Source organism: Falsiroseomonas sp. (assembly GCF_030695085.1).
In the GTDB taxonomy this organism is placed as follows: Bacteria; Pseudomonadota; Alphaproteobacteria; order Acetobacterales; family Acetobacteraceae; genus Falsiroseomonas.
This window is the reverse complement of the sequence record NZ_JAUYTS010000185.1, coordinates 12,797-30,497: the sequence shown is the minus strand read 5'-3', so window position 1 is coordinate 30,497 and position 17,701 is coordinate 12,797. Positions and strand designations below refer to the sequence as shown.

Annotated in this window: 15 protein-coding genes and 1 pseudogene; 9 read left to right on the top strand and 7 right to left on the bottom strand. The window is 68.6% G+C overall.

The window, feature by feature from the left end; all coding sequences use genetic code 11:
• A pseudogene (locus tag Q8S40_RS20115) lies at positions 1-357 on the top strand (peptidase S41); the annotation flags it as partial.
• 20 nt (positions 358-377) lie between these two features.
• Here the strand turns inward: Q8S40_RS20115 and Q8S40_RS20110 are convergent.
• Together Q8S40_RS20110 and ruvX are read right to left on the bottom strand one after the other, a co-directional pair.
• Complete coding sequence (locus Q8S40_RS20110; protein ID WP_305671821.1) at positions 378-1,316, bottom strand: aspartate carbamoyltransferase catalytic subunit; 939 nt, start codon at positions 1,314-1,316, stop codon at positions 378-380.
• Positions 1,317-1,325: 9 nt separating this feature from the next.
• A complete protein-coding gene (gene ruvX / locus Q8S40_RS20105) occupies positions 1,326-1,793 on the bottom strand; it encodes a Holliday junction resolvase RuvX (protein ID WP_305671820.1) in 468 nt (155 codons plus the stop codon).
• Positions 1,794-1,860: 67 nt separating this feature from the next.
• On the opposite strand from ruvX, the gene gatC reads away from it, so the two are divergent.
• The 3 genes from gatC to gatB are packed head-to-tail and all read left to right on the top strand — an operon-like array spanning position 1,861 to position 5,092.
• Positions 1,861-2,157 carry an Asp-tRNA(Asn)/Glu-tRNA(Gln) amidotransferase subunit GatC gene (gene gatC / locus Q8S40_RS20100; protein WP_305671819.1) on the top strand — a complete coding sequence of 99 codons (297 nt, stop codon included), beginning with the start codon at positions 1,861-1,863 and terminating at the stop codon, positions 2,155-2,157.
• On the top strand, positions 2,157-3,644 hold the full coding sequence (gatA, locus tag Q8S40_RS20095; protein WP_305671818.1) for an Asp-tRNA(Asn)/Glu-tRNA(Gln) amidotransferase subunit GatA: 1,488 nt from the start codon (positions 2,157-2,159) through the stop codon (positions 3,642-3,644). Before gatC ends, gatA begins: the two co-directional genes overlap by 1 nt.
• On the top strand, positions 3,641-5,092 hold the full coding sequence (gene gatB / locus Q8S40_RS20090) for an Asp-tRNA(Asn)/Glu-tRNA(Gln) amidotransferase subunit GatB (RefSeq protein WP_305671817.1): 1,452 nt from the start codon (positions 3,641-3,643) through the stop codon (positions 5,090-5,092). The genes gatA and gatB overlap by 4 nt, the downstream gene beginning before the upstream one ends.
• Before the next feature lie 46 nt (positions 5,093-5,138).
• Here the strand turns inward: gatB and Q8S40_RS20085 are convergent, their stop codons facing one another.
• A complete protein-coding gene (locus tag Q8S40_RS20085; protein ID WP_305671816.1) occupies positions 5,139-6,728 on the bottom strand; it encodes an ABC transporter substrate-binding protein in 1,590 nt (529 codons plus the stop codon).
• Between the two features lie 42 nt (positions 6,729-6,770).
• Positions 6,771-7,715 (bottom strand): nitronate monooxygenase family protein, encoded by a 945-nt coding sequence (locus tag Q8S40_RS20080; protein WP_305671815.1) that lies wholly within the window; start codon positions 7,713-7,715, stop codon positions 6,771-6,773.
• 102 nt (positions 7,716-7,817) lie between these two features.
• Here Q8S40_RS20080 and Q8S40_RS20075 point away from each other — a divergent pair, with 102 nt between their 5' ends.
• From Q8S40_RS20075 to Q8S40_RS20055, 5 genes are all read left to right on the top strand, one after another.
• Entirely contained in the window at positions 7,818-9,875 is a 2,058-nt protein-coding gene (locus tag Q8S40_RS20075; RefSeq protein WP_305671814.1) for a 3-hydroxyacyl-CoA dehydrogenase NAD-binding domain-containing protein, read from the top strand.
• Position 9,876: 1 nt separating this feature from the next.
• Complete coding sequence (locus tag Q8S40_RS20070) at positions 9,877-11,514, top strand: AMP-binding protein (protein ID WP_305671813.1); 1,638 nt, start codon at positions 9,877-9,879, stop codon at positions 11,512-11,514.
• A gap of 10 nt (positions 11,515-11,524) precedes the next feature.
• Positions 11,525-12,724: an acyl-CoA dehydrogenase family protein gene (locus tag Q8S40_RS20065; protein WP_305671812.1), complete on the top strand. Its 1,200-nt coding sequence runs from the start codon at positions 11,525-11,527 to the stop codon at positions 12,722-12,724.
• 90 nt (positions 12,725-12,814) lie between these two features.
• Positions 12,815-13,969, top strand: coding sequence for an acyl-CoA dehydrogenase family protein (locus tag Q8S40_RS20060; protein WP_305671811.1), 1,155 nt, complete (start codon positions 12,815-12,817; stop codon positions 13,967-13,969).
• A 271-nt stretch (positions 13,970-14,240) separates the two neighbouring features.
• Positions 14,241-15,293, top strand: coding sequence for a serine/threonine-protein kinase (locus Q8S40_RS20055; protein WP_305671810.1), 1,053 nt, complete (start codon positions 14,241-14,243; stop codon positions 15,291-15,293).
• A 7-nt stretch (positions 15,294-15,300) separates the two neighbouring features.
• Here Q8S40_RS20055 and Q8S40_RS20050 read toward each other — a convergent pair whose 3' ends face one another.
• Genes Q8S40_RS20050 through Q8S40_RS20040 form a run of 3 tightly spaced genes read right to left on the bottom strand, consistent with a single transcriptional unit; the run spans position 15,301 to position 17,514 of the window.
• Positions 15,301-15,975, bottom strand: a complete 675-nt coding sequence (locus Q8S40_RS20050) for an amino acid ABC transporter permease (protein ID WP_305671809.1) — start codon at positions 15,973-15,975, stop codon at positions 15,301-15,303.
• A complete protein-coding gene (locus tag Q8S40_RS20045; protein WP_305671808.1) occupies positions 15,972-16,652 on the bottom strand; it encodes an amino acid ABC transporter permease in 681 nt (226 codons plus the stop codon). Before Q8S40_RS20045 ends, Q8S40_RS20050 begins: the two co-directional genes overlap by 4 nt.
• Before the next feature lie 10 nt (positions 16,653-16,662).
• Positions 16,663-17,514 (bottom strand): transporter substrate-binding domain-containing protein, encoded by an 852-nt coding sequence (locus Q8S40_RS20040; RefSeq protein ID WP_304812652.1) that lies wholly within the window; start codon positions 17,512-17,514, stop codon positions 16,663-16,665.
• Between the last annotated feature and the right edge of the window lie 187 nt (positions 17,515-17,701).

Genomic DNA, 17,701 nt, shown 5'->3' with positions numbered 1-17,701 from the left:
GGGCTGATCCAGCTGGTCGCGCCCCTGCCGAATGGGGCGGAGCTGCTGGTGACATGGTCGCGCATCCTGGCGATTTCCGGCTGGCCGATCCAGGGCCTCGGCGTGCTGCCGGGGCTGTGCACCAGCCTGGGGCCGGAGGTGATGGCCCAGGGCCTGGCGGCGCTACGGCAGGGGGAGGCGCCGATGGGCCGCATGCTGGCCCGCCAGCGCGCCGCCCGCGCGCCGGTGCTGGCCAGCGAGGTCGCCGCGCTGCGCAACGCCTGCCCGCCAGCGGAGGGGCGCGACGATGACAAGGTGGCGGCGCGGGCGCTGATCGAGACGCCGGCGGCCTATGCGCGGGCGGTCAGGGGGCCATAAAGGGTGGGGGGCCGTAGGGTTCAGGTGTTGCGCCGCTGGTTGCGGGCCAGCACGTCCAGCACCGCCATGCGGCAGGCGACACCCATCTCCACCTGTTCGCCGATGACGCTGCGCACCGGGTCATCGGCGATGGCACTGTCGATCTCGACGCCGCGATTCATCGGGCCGGGATGCATGACGATGGCATCCGGCTTGGCATAGGCCAGCTTCTCCGCATCCAGCCCGTAGAATCGGAAGAACTCGCGGGAGGAGGGGACCAGGCCGGAGGTCATGCGTTCCTTCTGCAGCCGCAGCATCATGACCACATCGGCATCCTCCAGGCCGGTCTTCATGCTGTGATGCACCTCCACGCCGAGGCGCGCGGCTTCCGAGGGGATCAGCGTCGGCGGGCCGACGATGCGGACGCGGGAATTCATCGCCAGCAGCAGGTGGATGTTGGACCGGGCGACGCGGGAATGCAGCACATCGCCGCAGATGGCGACGGTCAGACCCTCCAGGCTGCCCTTGCGGCGGCGGATGGTCAGCGCATCCAGCAGCGCCTGGGTCGGGTGTTCATGCGTGCCGTCGCCGGCATTGATCACCGCGGCATCCACCTTCTGCGCCAGCAGCGCCGGCGCGCCGGATTGGCCGTGGCGCACCACCAGCAGATCCGTGTGCATGGCGTTCAACGTGGAGGCGGTATCGAGCAGCGTCTCGCCCTTGTTCACCGAGCTGGTGGAGACGGACATGTTGACGATGTCCGCGCCCAGCCGCTTGCCGGCCAGCTCGAAGCTGGTGCGGGTGCGGGTGCTGTCCTCGAAGAACAGGTTTATTAATGTGCGGCCCTTGAGGAGGTCGCGCTGGGTTTTCCCTTGGCGGTTCAACAACGCATAATTTTCCGCCAGATCCAGGAGATCGGCGATGTAGGGGGGCTCAAGGCCCTCGATGGCGAGCAGGTGGCGATGCGGGTAGGGGAGCATGGCGCCAACCTACGCCGGGCCGGTGCTGGCATCCAGGGCTGCCTGGAGCATATAGGCGGCCGCCGCGGCATCCACCGCCTTGGCCCGCTTGGCACGCGTCAGGTCCGCCGCGATCATCATGCGGTTCACCGCCGCCGAGGACAGGCGTTCATCCCACAGGGCCAGCGGCAGGCCGGTGGCCTGGGACACGGCCAGCGCCCAATCCTTCGCCGCCTGTGCCGCCGGGCCGAAGGAGCCGTCCATCGACAGTGGCAGACCCGCCACCAGCCCTCCCGCACCCTCCTTCCGCGCGATGGCGCCGATTTCCGCCGCATTCGCCGCCAGCTTGCCGCGGGCGATGGCGCCATAGGGGGAGGCCAGCATCAGCGAAACATCGGACAGCGCCACCCCGATGATCCGCGACCCAGGGTCCAGGCCGATCAGGCGCGCATGGCGGGGCAGGGCGGCGCGCAGGTCGCGCATGTTGATGGCGGGCATGGGCGCCGTTATGTTCCCGGCTCACGATCCTGGCAAACCCAGACAGATCAAGGATTTCTCGAAGCAAATGTCCCTCGATACCGCCACCATCCGGCGCATCGCCTCGCTCGCCCGCATCAGGCTGGACGAGAGCGAGGTGCAGCAGGCGCAGGCCGAGATCAACGGCATCCTGGGCTGGATCGAACAATTGCAGGAAGTGGACACGGACGGCGTGGAGCCGATGGCCGGTGGCAGCCCCGTGGCTCAGGCCAAGGCGCGGCTGCGGCGGGATGTGGTGACCGATGGTGGCCAGGCCGATGCCGTGCTGGCCAATGCCCCGGATCGCCAGGGCCAATATTTCGGCGTTCCGAAGGTGGTTGAGTGATGCATCCGACCGATTTCACCCTGCGCGGCGCGATCGATGCGCTGTCCGAGGGCACCATCAGTAGCGTCGAACTGACTCAGGCGCATCTGGATGGCATCGCCAAGCTGAACCCGCGCCTGAACGCCTTCATCACCGTGACCGCGGAGAAGGCGCTGGCACAGGCCAAGGCCAGCGACGAGCGTCGCGCGGCGGGCCAGGTGGGGGCGCTGGAGGGTATTCCGCTCGCCATCAAGGATCTGTTCTGCACGGCGGGCACCCGCACCACGGCGGGCAGCCGCATCCTGGACAGCTTCGTGCCGCCCTATGAGAGCACGGTCAGCCAGAAGCTGCTGAATGACGGGGCGGTGTTCCTCGGCAAGGCGAATCTGGACGAATTCGCCATGGGGTCCTCCAACACCACCAGCGCCTCCGGGCCGGTGGAGAATCCGTGGTCCCGGGCGAATGACCCGGATACGCGGCTGGTGCCGGGCGGGTCCTCCGGCGGGTCCGCGGCGGCCGTTGCGGCGCGGCTGGCGCTGGGGGCGACGGCCACCGATACGGGTGGCTCCATCCGCCAGCCGGCGGCGTTTTGCGGCATTGCGGGGATCAAGCCGACCTATGGGCGATGCTCCCGCTTCGGGATCGTGGCCTTCGCGTCCAGCCTGGACCAGGCCGGGCCGGTGGCGCGGACGGTGGAGGATTGCGCCATCCTGCTGAAGTCGATGGCCGGCTTCGACCCGAAGGATTCGACCAGCGCGGACATGCCCGTGCCGGATTTCGCGAAGGCCTGCGAGCGCGGCGTGAAGGGCCTGCGGATCGGCGTGCCGAAGGAGTACCGGCTGGACGGCATGGCGCCGGAGATCGTGGCGCTGTGGGAACAGGGCCTGCAATGGCTGCGGGACGCCGGCGCCGAGACTGTCGAGATCAGCCTGCCGCACGCCAAATACGCGCTGCCGACCTACTACATCGTGGCGCCGGCGGAGGCGTCCTCCAATCTTGCCCGGTATGACGGCGTGCGGTTTGGCATGCGCGTGACGGAGCCGGGCTCCGACCTGCGCGACCTGTATGAGCGCACCCGCGCGGCGGGATTCGGGGCGGAGGTGCGGCGGCGCATCATGATCGGCACCTATGTGCTGAGCGCCGGCTATTACGACGCCTACTACCTGAAGGCGCAGAAGGTGCGCGCACTGATCCGGCGCGACTTCGAACAGGCCTATGCCGATGTCGATGCCATCGTGACGCCGGCGACGCCTTCGGCCGCCTTCGGGATGGATGAGAAGCAGGACGACCCGGTGGCGATGTATCTGAACGACATCTTCACCGTGACGGCCAACCTGGCCGGCCTGCCGGGGCTGGCGGTGCCGGCGGGGCTGGACGGGCAGGGGCTGCCGCTCGGGCTGCAGGTGATCGGGCGGGCGTTTGACGAGGAGACGGTGTTCGCCGTGGGGCGGACGCTGGAAAGGGCGGCGGGGTTTGATGCGCTGCCGCGGTTGAGGGCGGGAGCATGACCTACACGATCGACGGCCGCACCGGCCCCTGGGAACTCGTCATCGGCCTGGAAATCCACGCCCAGGTCATCAGCCAGGCCAAGCTCTTCTCCGGCGCGGCAACCGAATTCGGTGCGTCGCCGAACAGCCAGGTCTCCTTCATCGATGCCGGCTTCCCCGGCATGCTGCCGGTGATCAATGAGGAATGCGTGGCGCAGGCCGTGCGCACCGGCCTCGGACTGAATGCGCAGGTGAATCTCTGGTCGCGCTTCGACCGGAAGAACTACTTCTACGCCGACCTGCCGCAGGGCTATCAGATCAGCCAGTTCGCCCACCCGATCATCGGGGAGGGCGCGGTGGAGATCACGCTGGCAGATGGCGCGACCAAGACCATCGGCATCACGCGGCTGCATCTGGAACAGGATGCCGGCAAGTCGCTGCATGACCAGCATGCGACCAAATCCTTCATCGATTTGAACCGCTCCGGCGTCGCGCTGATGGAGATCGTGTCCGAGCCGGATATGCGGTCCCCCGAGGAGGCCGGCGCGTATCTGACGAAGATCCGTCAGATCCTGCGCTACCTCGGCACCTGCGACGGCAATATGGACGAGGGCTCGATGCGTGCCGACGTCAACGTCTCCGTCCGCAAGGCGGGCGAGGGTTTCCGGACGCGCTGCGAGGTGAAGAACGTCAACTCCATCCGCTACGTCATGCAGGCGGTGGAGGCCGAGGCGCGGCGGCAGATCGAGGTCTGGGAAGCGGGCGAGGAGGTGTTCCAGGAAACCCGCCTGTTCGACACGGCCCGCGGCGTCACGCGCTCCATGCGCTCGAAGGAGGACGCGCATGACTACCGCTACTTCCCGGAACCGGACCTGCCCCCGCTGGTGCTGGAGCAGGATTGGGTGGCGTCGCTGAAGGCCGCGCTGCCGGAACTGCCGGATGTGCGGCGCGCGCGCTATGTCGCGATGGGCCTGTCGCCCTATGACGCGCATGTGCTGACGCTGGAGAAGGAGACGGCGATCTTCTTCGAGACGGTGGCGAAGGGCCGCGACGCCAAGCTCGCGGCGAATTGGGTGACGGGCGATTTCTTTGCCGCGCTCAATCGCATGAAGCGCGACGTGAGCGATCCGCCGGTAACAGCTGAAAATCTCGGCGCGCTGCTCGACCTCATCAGCGACAAGACGCTCTCCGGCAGCCTGGCCAAGCAGGTGTTCGAGGCGATGCTGGAGACCGGCAAGGCGCCGGGCGAGATCGTCGAGGAACGCGGGCTGAAGCAGGTCACGGATACCGGCGCGATCGAGGCGGTGGTGGCGCAGGTGATGACGGCCAATGCCGACAAGGTGGCGGAATACCGCAGCGGCAAGGACAAGCTGTTCGGCTTCTTCGTCGGCCAGACGATGAAGGCCATGCAGGGCAAGGGAAATCCGGCCCTGGTCAATGAGGTGGTGAAGAAGCTGCTGGCGGGGTGACACTTCTCCCTCCCCCGCAAGTGCGGGGGAGGGCTTCACGCTGGCATCACGCCGGGCGTACGCCCCAGGGGTAGGGCATGCTGCCCTTCAGATGCCCCGTGATGTTCCGCCGCCAGGCGCTGCGGATGTTGAACTGGCCGAGCGGGATGGTCGCGACCTCGTCCTGGGCCAGCTTGTTCAGCTCATTCGCCAGCGCCTGCTGCCGCTCCGCATCCGGCGCGTCCAGCCAGTTCTGCACCAACTCCTGCGCCCGCGGGCTGTCATACCAGCCGAACCAGCCCTGCGCCCCCGGCCCCTTCACCAGCGACGACACCGCCGGGTTGAGGTAGGCGAGGGAGGAGCCATAGGTGTGGAAGATGCTCCACCCGCCGCGCTCCACCGGTTCCTGCCGCACGCGGCGCTGCACCACGGTGCCCCAATCGGTTTCCACCAGTTCCACATTGAAGCCGATGCGGCGCAGCGCATCCGCCGTCACATGCCCGTGCGGCCCGATCAGCGGGAAGTCGGTGGGGCTGATGATCACCACCTTTTCCCCGTTATAGCCGCTGGCCTGCAGGGCGGCCCGCGCCCGGTCCAGGTTGCGCGGCGGCGCGTTGAACTCGGACAGATCCTCGACGCCATAGGGCGTGCCGCAGGGGAACAGGCTGCGGCAGGTGCGCCAGACGCTGCGATCGTCGCCGAGCGTCGAGCGCATGTAATCCTCCTGGTTCACCGCCAGCGCCACCGCCTGGCGCACCTTCACATTGTTGAAGGGCGCCTGCAGGTGGTTCAGCCGCATGATGGAGAGGATGCCGGCCTCGTTCAGCACGCCGACCTCGATGTTGCGGTTCCGCACGAGGGTCGGGATCAGGTCGGAGAGCGGCTGGTCCAGCCAATCCACCTCGCCGGCCTGCAAGGCGGCCGCCGCCGTCGCCGGGTCCGGCAGGATGTGCCACTCGACGCGCGGGAAATGGGCGACCTTGCCGCCCGCCGCGCCGCTGGCGGCTTCCTGGCGTGGCACATAGGTCTCGTTCTTCGCATAGACCACGCGGCTGCCGGAGACGAATTCGCCGGGCACGAAGCGATAGGGGCCGCTGCCCATCACCTCCGAGATCTGGGTGCTGGCGTCCGTGGTGGCCAGGCGCTCCGGCATGATGAAGGGCACATTGGCGTCGGGCTTGGCGAGTGCCTCCAGCAGCAGCGGGAAGGGGCGCTTCAGGCGGATTTCGAGCGTCCGGTCATCGGCTGCGCGCCATTCATCGACCGACAGCGCCAGGATCTGCCCGAAGGGGTCGCGCTTCGACCAGCGGGCGAGGGAGGCCGCGCAGTCTGCCGCGCGCACCGGGGACCCATCGTGGAATTTCAGGCCTTCGCGCAGCTTGATGCGCCAGACCCGGCGATCGGCCGAAACCTCATGCCCCTCCGCCATCTGCGGCTGCGGGCGCAGCCGGGCATCCATGGCGTAGAGCGTGTCGAACACGTGGTAGCCATGCATCTGGGTGACGATGGCGCTGGTCCAGATCGGGTCCAGCGCCGTCAGATTGGCCTGCGGCACGAAGCGCAGCGTGGTGGCGCGGGCCGGCTGGGCGATCGCGGGTCCGGCGAGGCTGGCCATGGCCATCCCGGCCCCGGCCTGGAACAGGCTGCGGCGATGCATCATCGTCTCCTCCATCATGCTCTTGCGGCAATGGCGCGGAGGCTAGGCGCCGGGTGCCGAGGGGGTCAATGCCGCCCGGGCCGCATCGTATTCGTCCCGCAGCCGCGCCACGATCTCCGCCACCGGCGGCGCATCCGTGATGCTGCCGACGCCCTGGCCTGCCCCCCACACATCCTTCCACGGCTTCACCCGCGTGGTGCCGAAATTGGCGGCGGTCTTGTCCACCGCCGGCAGCGCCTCCGGGTCCAGGCCGGAGGCGGTGATGCTGGGCTTCAGGTAGTTGCCGGGGATGCCGGTGAAGAAGGGCGTGTAGAGGATATCCGCCGCCTGGCCCTCCACGATCATCCGCTTGTAGCCCTCCGCCGCATTGGCCTCGGCCGAGGCGATAAAGCGGGTGCCCAGATAGGCGAGATCCGCGCCCATGGCCTGCGCCGCCAGGATCTGGCCTCCGTTGGTGATCGACCCCGACAGGATGATCGTGCCGCCAAAGATGCGCCGGACCTCGGCGACCAGCGCGAAGGGGGACAGGGTTCCGGCATGGCCGCCGGCGCCGGCGGCGACCAGGATCAGCCCATCCACCCCGGCCTCGATCGCCTTCTGCGCGTGGCGCAGGTTGGTGACGTCATGGAACACCAGCCCGCCCCAGCCATGCACCCGGTCCACCACCGCCTGTGGCGGGCGCAGGGAGGTGATGATGATGGGCACACGGTGCCGCTCGCACACCGCCAGGTCAGGCTCCACCCGGTCGTTGGAGGCATGCACGATCAGATTCACCGCAAACGGCGCGTCCTGCGCCGTCAGCCCTTCGCGGATGCTGGCCAGCATCGGGTCCAGCGCCTCGGCCGGGCGGGCGTTGAGGGAGGGGATGCTGCCCACGATCCCGGCACGGCACTGCGCGATCACGAGCGCCGGCGTCGAGACGATGAACAGCGGCGCGCCGATGACGGGCAGGCGCAGACGGCCCTGCAACAGCGGGGGAAGTGGCATTCCGGGTCTCCCTTTTGGCCGCGCATCCTGCCGGGCGCCGCGTGCCTTGACCATGGCGCGGGGATGACGGACAGGATGGGCCAAATGGGCGGGAGCGGGCGCATGGAACCGGTGCGGTTTGAGGTTGTGGACGGCATCGCGGTGGCGACGCTGGCAAACCCCCCGGTGAACGCGCTGTCCGCCGCCTTGCGTGCCGGGCTGTTCGAGGCGGTGCGGCGGGCTGAGGCTGATCCGGCCATTACCGGCCTGGTGATCGCCGCCGAGGGCCGCACCTTTATCGCCGGCGCCGATATCTCCGAATTCGGCAAGCCGCCGGCCTCCCCCACCCTGGCGGAGCTGGTGGCGGCGCTGGATGGCGCGGCCAAGCCGGTGGTGGCCGCGATCCATGCGGCGGCGCTGGGCGGCGGGCTGGAAGTGGCGATGGCCTGTTCCTGGCGGGTGCTCGGCCCCAAGGCGAAGCTGGGGCTGCCGGAGGTGAAGCTGGGGCTGCTGCCCGGCTCCGGCGGCACGCAGCGGGCGCCCAGGCTGATGGGCGCCGCGGCCGCGCTGAAGCTGATGGTGGCGGGCGATCCGCTGGACGCCGATGTGGCGGTGGCCGCCGGCCTGGCGGATACCGTGGTTCTGGGGGATCTGGTGCAGGCGGCGCGGGGCTTTGCCGCGCGGCCGAAGCCGAAGCCCGTTTCGGCGCGCGATGAGGGGCTGGGTTCGCGCGACGCCTTCGAGAAGGAGGCCGCCGCGCTGGCGAAGCGCGCCGCGCAGGAACCGCAGATTGCCGATTGCATCGCCTGCGTCCGCGCCGCCTTCGACATGCCCTTCGCCGAGGCCGTGGCCTTCGAGCGCGCCGCCTTCCTGCGCCTGCTGGACGACCCGCGCAGCAAGGCGCTGCGCCATGTCTTCTTCGCGGAGCGTGAGGCGGCCCGGATCGCCAACCTGCCCAAGGGCACCCAGCCACGGCCGGTGGCGCGTGCTGCCGTGCTCGGCAGCGGCACCATGGGCGCGGGCATCGCCATGTGCTTCGCCAATGCCGGCATTCCTGTGCGGGTGATCGAGACCGATGACGCGGCGCTGGCCCGCGGCATGGAGCGCATCCGCGGCACCTATGAGGCCAGCGTCAAGCGCGGGAGCCTGGCGCCCGAGGCGCGCGATGCGCGGCTGGCGCTGATCGAGGGCGCGGTCGGGCTGGATGCGACCGCGGATGCCGACATGGTGGTGGAGGCGGTGTTCGAGGAGATGGGGCTGAAGAAGCAGGTCTTCGCGCATCTCGACCGGGTGACGAAGCCGGGGACGATCCTGGCCAGCAACACCTCCTACCTCGATATTGATGAGATGGCTTCGGCGACCAGCCGGCCGGGCGATGTGCTGGGGATGCACTTCTTCTCCCCGGCCAATGTGATGAAGCTGCTGGAAGTGGTGCGCGCGAAGGAGACTTCACCCGAAGCGCTGGCGACGGCGACCGAGATCGGCCGCAAACTGTCCAAGGTTCCGGTGGTGGTCGGCGTCTGCCACGGCTTCGTCGGCAACCGCATGCTGGCGCGCCGCACGCAGCAGGCGGAGCGCCTGCTGCTGGAAGGGGCGACGCCGGAACAGGTGGACAAGGCGCTGACCGATTTCGGTTTCCGGATGGGGCCTTTCGCCATGGCCGATCTCGCCGGCCTCGACATCGGCTGGCGCATCCGCCGCGCGACGGGCAAGCGCGCCCCGGTGGCCGATGCGCTGGTGGAGGCCGAACGCCTCGGCCAGAAGACCCGCAAGGGCTACTACCTGTATCCCGAGGGCAGCCGGACGGGCGTTGTCGATCCTGAGGTTACCGCACTGATCCGCCGTGTCGCCGCGGCGGAAGGCGTGGAGCAGCGCGAGATTTCGCAGGAGGAGATCCTGGATCGCCTGGTGCTGCCCATGGTGAATGAAGGCGCGCGCATCCTGGAGGAAGGCATCGCGGCGCGGCCGGGCGACATCGATGTGGTCTGGCTGCATGGCTACAACTGGCCCGCCTGGCGCGGCGGCCCGATGCACTACGCCGATCAGGTCGGCCTGCTGCATGTGGTGGCGCGGCTCGCGGCCTTTGCCGAAGCGACGGGCGACGAAACGCTGCTGCCCGCCGACCTGCTCGGCCGCCTCGCCGCCGAAGGCCGAGGCTTCGCGAGCCTGAAAGCCGACTGAGATGCATCCGTGGGAGGCGTCCTACCCGCCGGAATGCCGATGGGACACGCCAATCCCGCGCGGAACGCTGCCGGCGTTGCTGGACGACGTGGCCTCGCGTTTCGCGGACAAGCCCGCGCTTGAATATCGCGGCCATGTGCTGACCTACACGCAGATGCGGGCGCTGTCCGACCGTATCGCGGCGGGGCTGATGGCGCGCGGCATCGGGCCGGGGGATTGCATCGCGCTGTATCTGCCGAACACGCCATGGCACCCGCTGTGCTTCTTCGCGGCGCTGCGGACGGGTGCGCGGGTGGTGCATTTCTCGGCGCTCGATGCGAAGCGCGAACTGGCGCACAAGGCACATGATGCCGGCGCGACGCTGCTGATCACCACCGGCTTTCCCGCGCTGCTCAGCAACGCGGAATGGCTGCGCGCGGAAGGCGCCGTGCGGGACGTGCTGCTGGCGCCGGAAGCGCGCTGGGGCGGGGAGGATGCGGCCTGCGATTTCGCCGCGCTGCCCGAGGCGGAGCCGCCCGCCGAATGGCCCACGCTGACGCCCGACGACCTGGCCCTGCTGCAATACACCGGCGGCACCACCGGCACGCCGAAGGGCGCGATGCTGACACATGGCAACCTGACGGCCGCCGTCGCCATCTACCGCACCTGGCGCGACCACACCGACCTGCCGGAGGGCACGGCGCGGGTCCTGGTGCTGCTGCCGCTGTTCCACATCTTTGCACTGACCGCCGTGCTGCTGCGCCAATTGGCGCAGGGCGCGCTGTGCCATCTGCGGGTGCGCTTCGATGCGGCGCAGTGGGTGGAGGATGTGGAGCGGCTGCGCATCACCACTTTCTCCGGCGTGCCCACCATGTGGATCGGCATTGCCGGCGTGCCCGGGATCGAGCAGCGCGACCTGTCGAGCCTGCGCCAATGCAGCTCCGGCGGCGCGCCGATGCCGCAGGAGGTGCAGAGCCGTGTCGAGCGCATCCTGAAGCTGCGCGTCGGCGGCGGCTGGGGCATGACCGAGACCTGCCCGGCCGGCACGCGCATTCCGCCGCATGGCCCGACGCGCGCCGGCATCATCGGCCTGCCGCTGCCGGGCATCGAGATGCGGATCGTCGCCCTCGAGGCACCGGCACGCGCCATGCCGGTGGGCGAGATCGGCGAGATTGCCATTCGCGGCCCCAACGTCTTCTCCGGCTACTGGAACCGCGCCAATGACAACGAGGCGGCCTTCGCCGATGGCTGGTTCCTGACCGGGGATACCGGCTGGATGGACGCGCAGGGCTACTTCACGCTGGTCGATCGTCGCAAGAACATGATCCTGTCAGGCGGCTTCAACGTGTATCCGGCAGCCATCGAGCAGGCCATCTACGAGCACGCGGCGGTGGCCGAATGCGTGGTGATCGGCGTGCCGGATGCCTATCGCGGCCAGGCCGCCAAGGCCTTCTGTGCCTTGAAGCCCGGTGCGGACCCCTTCACGCTGGAGGAATTGCGCGCATTTCTGGCAGACCGCGTTGGCAAGCATGAGATGCCTGCGGCATTGGAATTCCGGGATGGCCTGCCGCGCAGCGCGGCGGGCAAGTTGCTGGCAAGCGCGCTCCGCGATGAAGAAGCGCAGAAGCCCGGACGTGACGAAGAAGCGGCCAAGGCCTAGGAGACGACAGATGGACCTCCGCTACACCCCCGATGAAATCGCCTTTCGCGATGACCTGCGCAAATTCTTCCGCAACGAGATCCCGCTCTCGATCCGCCGCAAGGTGAGTGAGGGCCGCGCCTTGGCGCGGGAGGATTACGTCACCAGCCAGCGCATCCTGCATGCCAAGGGCCTCGCCACGCCGAACTGGCCGGTGGCCTGGGGCGGGCAGGATTGGACGCCGGTGCAGCGCTATATCTATGTCGAGGAATTGCAGGCCGCCGCCGTGCCGCAGCCGCTCGGCTTCAACGTCAATATGGTCGGCCCGGTCATCGCCACCTTCGGGTCGGAGGCGCATAAGCAGCGCTTCCTGCCCTCCACCGCCAATCTGGATATCTGGTGGGCGCAGGGGTTCTCGGAGCCTGGCGCGGGGTCCGACCTCGCCTCGCTGAAGACCACGGCGCGGCGCGAGGGTGACGAATTCATCGTCAACGGCCAGAAGACCTGGACCACTCTCGGACAATATGCCGACTGGATCTTCTGCCTGGTCCGCACCGATTCCACGGTGAAGAAACAGGCCGGCATCTCCTTCATCCTGATCGACATGAAGACCCCCGGCATCACGCTGCGCCCCATCATCACCATCGATGGCGGGCATGAGGTGAACGAGGTGTTCTTCGACGAGGTGCGCGTCCCCGCCGAGAACCTCGTCGGCGAGCTCAACAAGGGCTGGGACTACGCGAAGTTCCTGCTCTCCAACGAACGCATCGGCATCGCCCGCATCGGCATGACCAAGGAACGCCTGGCGCGTGTGAAGCGCCTGGCACAGGACACGCCGGCCGGCGAGGGAATGGTCTGGGACGACCCGGATTTCCGTCGCCGCCTCGCCTGGTCCGAGATCGAGCTGAAGGCGCTGGAGATCACGCAGATGCGTGTGGTCGCCGCGCAGCGCGGCCGGGCCAGCGACAAGCCGGACCCGTCCTCCTCCATCCTCAAGATCAAGGGCAGCGAGATCCAGCAGGCCTCGACGCAATTGCTGGTCGACGTCGCAGGCCCCTACGCCATGCCGCGGCCGGACCGGGACGAGGAAGGGCTGAACCTGCCGAGCGTCGGCCCGGATTGGGCGGATGCCGCGGCGCCGCTGTTCTTCAACTACCGCAAGGTCTCGATCTACGGCGGTTCCAACGAGATTCAGCGGAACATCATCGCAAAGGCCTTTCTAGGCCTTTGAAGAGCGCGGCAGGGGCCGCGGGCCGCATTCGCGGCCTCGCCGCGCAACGGCGCGGCGCCAGAGACGGATCAGATTGGGTGTGAGGGCTGCATGGATTTCGACCTGACCGACGAGCAACGCATGCTCTCCGACAGCATCCGCCGTCTTGTCTCGGATGCCTATGACGACTTCGAGAAGCGCAAGGCGTATCGCGCCGAACCGCGCGGCTATGCCGAGTCCAACTGGCAGAAATTCGCCGAAATGGGCCTGCTCGGCCTGCCCTTCTCGGAAGACGATGGCGGCTTCGGCGGCGGGCCGGTGGAGACCATGCTGGTCTGCGAGCAGTTCGGCCGCGGCCTGGTGGTGGAACCCTATCTCGCCACGGTTGTGCTCGGCGGCGGGCTGCTGAAACGCGCCGGCAACGCGGCGCAGCGGGCCGAGCTGATCCCGGCAATCGCGGAGGGCACGCTGACGCTCGCCTTCGCGCATCAGGAACGCCAGGCGCGGCACGACCTGCATGATGTCGCGACCACCGCCACGCGCAACGCCGATGGCTATGTGCTGAACGGCGCCAAGGGCGTGGTGCTGCATGGCGACAGCGCGGACCGCCTCATCGTCTCCGCCCGCACCGCCGGCGGGCGCCGCGACCGGGACGGCATCAGCCTGTTCCTGCTCGACCCCGCCACCGCCGGCGTCACCCGCCGCGGCTATGCGACGCAGGACGGGCTGCGCGCGGCGGAGGTGGTGCTGGAGAATGTGACGGTGCCCGCCGACGCCCTCCTCGGTGCGGAAGGCGCCGCCCTGCCGCTGATCGAACAGGTGGTGGACGAGGCCCAGGCCGCGATCTGCGCCGAGGCGCTGGGTGCGATGGAGGTGCTGCGCGACCTGACGGTGGATTACCTGAAGCAGCGCACCCAGTTCGGCCAGGCGATCGGCAATTTCCAGGCGCTGCAGCACCGCGCGGCGGATATGCTGGTCGCCACCGAACAGGCCCGCAGCATGGCGATGTATGCCGCGATGATGGTGCAGGAAGCCGACCCCACCGCTCGGCGCACCGCGCTGTCCGCCGCGAAGGCGCTTGTCGCGAAGAACGCCGACCTGCTCGGCAAGGACGCGATCCAGTTGCATGGCGGCATCGCGGTGACGGAGGAATACAAGGCCGGCCACTACTTCAAGCGCCTGACCATGCTGGCCGGGCTGTTCGGCGATGTGGACCACCATCTGCGCGTGGTCGTCGCCGCCGGTGGGCTGCCGGAGGCCGCCTGAGTCTCACCGATGCGCAGGCGGTCCATTGTGGGATCGGTCATGCGCTTGGCGTGTTCCTTGCCGGGGCGCATGAAGCCCGCATGGGAAAATTCGCAAGGCTGAACTTCGGAAGGCTGGCGCCGCTGGTGCCGGCCTCCGTGGCGCGACGGCGTTTTGCGAATCTTAACCCGTCCCGCCACATGCTGCACCTCAGCGAGTTTCAAGGCGTCTGCCCGCCCCTGCGGTGCGGTCCTGAGGATGCAGCCAAGATGCGCGGCGCGTGAGCGCGTTCATGGAAGACACCCCACTTCCGGCGAATTTCGGCCGCTACCAGCCGATCGAGGAACTTGGCGCCGGCGCCATGGGCCGCGTCTATCTGGCGGTGGATCCACTGATCGACCGGATGGTGGCGGTGAAGGTCATCAGCATGGAACAGGCGGGTCCCGATGGACGCGCCGAATTCCTGGAGCGCTTCCGCACCGAGGTCCGCGCCGCCGCGCAATGCGCGCATCCCTCGATCGTCAGCGTCTACGACTACGCCGATGACGGGCCGATGCCCTACATCGTCATGGAATTTGTCCCCGGCGAGACGCTGTCCCGTCTGATACGCCGGCCGCAGCAGGAACGCGACGCGGCCTCGGTGCCGGACCTGACCTGGGTCGTGTCGCAGGTGCTGGATGCGCTGGCGGCAGCGCATGCCGTGGGCGTGGTGCATCGGGACATCAAGCCGGGCAACATCATGGTGACCCCGCGCGGCGCGGTGAAGATCACCGATTTCGGCATCGCCCGGCTCGGCGATTCCACCATGACCATGGTGGGCGGCATGGTGGGCTCACCGAGCTACATGGCGCCCGAACAGGCGCTCGGCAAAGCGGTGGATCACCGCGCCGATCTCTTCTCCGTCGCTGCCATGCTGTTCCATGTCATGATCGGCCGGCCGCCCTTCTCCGGCTCCAGCGTGACCGACACGCTGGTGCGGCTGGTGGGGCCGCAGGAGGTCGAGCTCGGCGCGCTTGAAGGCAGCGCCATGGGCCAGGTGCTGCGGCGCGGCCTGGCGAAGGACCCGGCGCAGCGCTTCGCCAGCGCCGCGGAGTTTGCCGTAGCCCTGCGCCAAGCGGTGCAGGCCACCCGCAACCAGCCGATGCAAGCCTACCGGCTTCCCCCGCCGGTCGCCGCGCGTCTGACGCTGGATCTGGCGGCTCTGGTCGGCTCGCGCGCGGAGGAGATCCTGCGCACCGCGTCGGAGGAGGCGCGGGATCTGCCCGATGTTGTCAGCCGGCTTTGCGCCCAGTTGGCGCCCGCGGATGTGGCGCGGCTGCGGCAGCGCCTCGCCGCGTCGAACTGAGCCGCCGTTACCGCCGCCCCGCCAATTGCCGGTTCTCCAGCCGCGACAGCAGCCGCACGCAGGGCCACAGCAGCAGGAAGTAGATCACCGCCGCCACCAGGATCGGCGTGGCGTTGTAGGTGATGCTCTGCGCCTGGCGCGCCTGGTACAGCAACTCCGGCACCGCGACGACGCTGGCGATAGAGGTCAGCTTCACCACCTCCAGCGTGTTGCTGATGAGGTCCGGCAGCACGTTTCGCACGGCCTGCGGCAGCACGACGAAAATCCACACCTGCCAGCGCCGCAGGCCCAGCGCGCGCGCGGCCTCAGCCTGCCCGCGCGGCACGCTCTCGATCCCGGCGCGGAGGATCTCGGCGTAATAGGCGCCGGTATTCAGCAGGAAGGCGAGCGCGACGGAGCCCCAGGCACCGAGGTCGATGCCGCCGAACGGCAGCGCGGCATAAAGGAAGATCAGCAGCACCAGCGGCGGGATGGCGCGGAAGAAATCGGTGAAGGCCATCAGCGGCCAGCGCACCCAGCGGGATTTGCGCGTCGCCAGCACCGCCAGCAGCAGCCCCGTGACCATGCCGAGCGGCACGGTCATCAGCGCCAGCAACATGGTCTGCACCAGCCCGATCCACAGCAGGTGGGAGGAGGCGAGGGCGATCTCGGCGTTGAGGAAGGCCTGGACGAAATCGCTCATCGGCGCCACGCGAATTTCGTCTCGATCCAGCGCCCGGCGATCACCACGGGAATGAACAGGACGATGTAGGCCAGCGCGCCCAGGGTCAGCGGCGTCGGGTTGCCCGAGAACGCCATGCCCGACTGCGCCGCGCCAAGAATTTCAGAGACCGCGACAACGCTGCCGAGTGCCGTGCCCTTGGTGATGGCGATGGTGCGGTTGACCAGCGGCGGGATGGCGATGCGGATGGCCTGTGGCAGCACGATCAGCCGCAGCGTCGGCAGGAAATGCAGCCCCATGGCGCGCCCCGCTTCCCACTGTCCCGGCGGCACGGCGGAGATGCCGGCCCAGAAGATCTCCTCGGCAAAGGCCATCAGCACCAGCGTCAGCGCCAGCCAGGTGGCCCAGAAGCCCGAAAGCGCGAGGCCCGCGGCAGGCAGGCCGAAATAGATCAGCACGATGATGACCAGCGGCGGCAGCGCACGGAACACATCGACGACGAAGATGATGCCCAAGTTCACGGGCCGCACGCCGAAGGCGCGCAGCACCGCCAGCGCCAGGCCGAGGACGAGACCGCTGACGATGACCAGCATCGCCAGCAGGATGGTGACCCCCAACCCCGCCAGGATCATCGGCGCGTATTGCGCCGCGACCTCGGGGTTGAGGAAGTTGAAGGCAAACGCCTCCCAGCCCGTCATGTAGCGAGGCTCAGCAGCGCGGCTCGCGCGGCGTGGCGTCGTAGCCGGCCAGGCCCGGCACGCCGGTGCCCGGGAACACGGTGTTCTCCGCGTCATCCGCCGCCGGCGCCGTGCCGAACCACTGCTGCGACAGGCGGGCGATCGTGCCGTCCCGCTTCATGCATTCCAGCGCGTTCTCAAGCTGCACGCGCATCTCGGTCGCGTTGATCGGCAGCGGTGCGGACCAATGCGCGCGGGTATCCGTCATGACGAAGTCGGCGACGAATTGCGGCGTGCGGGTCGCGGCGTAGCGCACCACCGTGTTGCCGCCGAGATTGGCGTAGGCGCGGCCGGAGATCACCGCCTGCACCGCATCCGTCTGTGTGTCATAGGTCTGCACGGTGAAGCCGTAGCGCTGCGCGTTGGCGGCGGCCCAGGCGTCATAGGCGCTGCCCTTGTTCACGCTGATCGCCTTGCCGCGCAGATCATCCATGCTGGTGATCGGCGCGCTGCCGCGGCGGATGCCGAACTGGAAGGCGGTGTAGAGGTAGCCCTCGGTGAACAGCATGTTCGCCGCGCGTTCCGCCGTTGCCGTGGTCGGTGCGCAGAGGAAATCATAGCGCCCGGCATTCATCGCCGGGATCAGGCCGGAGAAGCTGGCGCTGTCGATGGTCAGCTCGCGCCCCATGCGCTTCGCGGCTTCGCGGAACAGGTCGATGTTGAAGCCCTGCACACCGCCCTGAAGGGTCGGGAAGGCGTGCGGCGCGAAGGTGCCGTCCACGGCGCAACGAAGCGGCGGCTGGCCCTGGGCCTGGGCGGGGGCCATTGCGGCGGATGTGGTGAAGGCCATGCCGAAAAGGCATGCGGCAAGCAGGCGGCGCATGATGAAGCTCCCAGGTTGTTCGGTGTCTCCCGGTCGCACGATCCCATCGCAGGGGATTCGGCGCAACCGCCGCGACGAGGTTTGTGCTGCAAAGAATGGCAAACATGGATGGAACGTCATGAAGCGAAATGCGCTTGCCTCATTATTGCCGCTTCCGCGTCGCGTGGCCGCCAAGCGGGCCACGTAG

Coding starts and splice junctions, on each gene's coding strand:
- Q8S40_RS20060 (WP_305671811.1), top strand. CDS start 12,815: ATGGATTTCGACCTGACCGACGAGCAACGCATGCTCTCCGACAGCATC.
- gatB (WP_305671817.1), top strand. CDS start 3,641: ATGACCTACACGATCGACGGCCGCACCGGCCCCTGGGAACTCGTCATC.
- Q8S40_RS20065 (WP_305671812.1), top strand. CDS start 11,525: ATGGACCTCCGCTACACCCCCGATGAAATCGCCTTTCGCGATGACCTG.
- Q8S40_RS20050 (WP_305671809.1), bottom strand. CDS start 15,975: ATGAGCGATTTCGTCCAGGCCTTCCTCAACGCCGAGATCGCCCTCGCC.
- Q8S40_RS20085 (WP_305671816.1), bottom strand. CDS start 6,728: ATGCATCGCCGCAGCCTGTTCCAGGCCGGGGCCGGGATGGCCATGGCC.
- Q8S40_RS20110 (WP_305671821.1), bottom strand. CDS start 1,316: ATGCTCCCCTACCCGCATCGCCACCTGCTCGCCATCGAGGGCCTTGAG.
- ruvX (WP_305671820.1), bottom strand. CDS start 1,793: ATGCCCGCCATCAACATGCGCGACCTGCGCGCCGCCCTGCCCCGCCAT.
- gatC (WP_305671819.1), top strand. CDS start 1,861: ATGTCCCTCGATACCGCCACCATCCGGCGCATCGCCTCGCTCGCCCGC.
- Q8S40_RS20055 (WP_305671810.1), top strand. CDS start 14,241: ATGGAAGACACCCCACTTCCGGCGAATTTCGGCCGCTACCAGCCGATC.
- gatA (WP_305671818.1), top strand. CDS start 2,157: ATGCATCCGACCGATTTCACCCTGCGCGGCGCGATCGATGCGCTGTCC.
- Q8S40_RS20045 (WP_305671808.1), bottom strand. CDS start 16,652: ATGACGGGCTGGGAGGCGTTTGCCTTCAACTTCCTCAACCCCGAGGTC.
- Q8S40_RS20070 (WP_305671813.1), top strand. CDS start 9,877: ATGCATCCGTGGGAGGCGTCCTACCCGCCGGAATGCCGATGGGACACG.
- Q8S40_RS20075 (WP_305671814.1), top strand. CDS start 7,818: ATGGAACCGGTGCGGTTTGAGGTTGTGGACGGCATCGCGGTGGCGACG.
- Q8S40_RS20080 (WP_305671815.1), bottom strand. CDS start 7,715: ATGCCACTTCCCCCGCTGTTGCAGGGCCGTCTGCGCCTGCCCGTCATC.
- Q8S40_RS20040 (WP_304812652.1), bottom strand. CDS start 17,514: ATGCGCCGCCTGCTTGCCGCATGCCTTTTCGGCATGGCCTTCACCACA.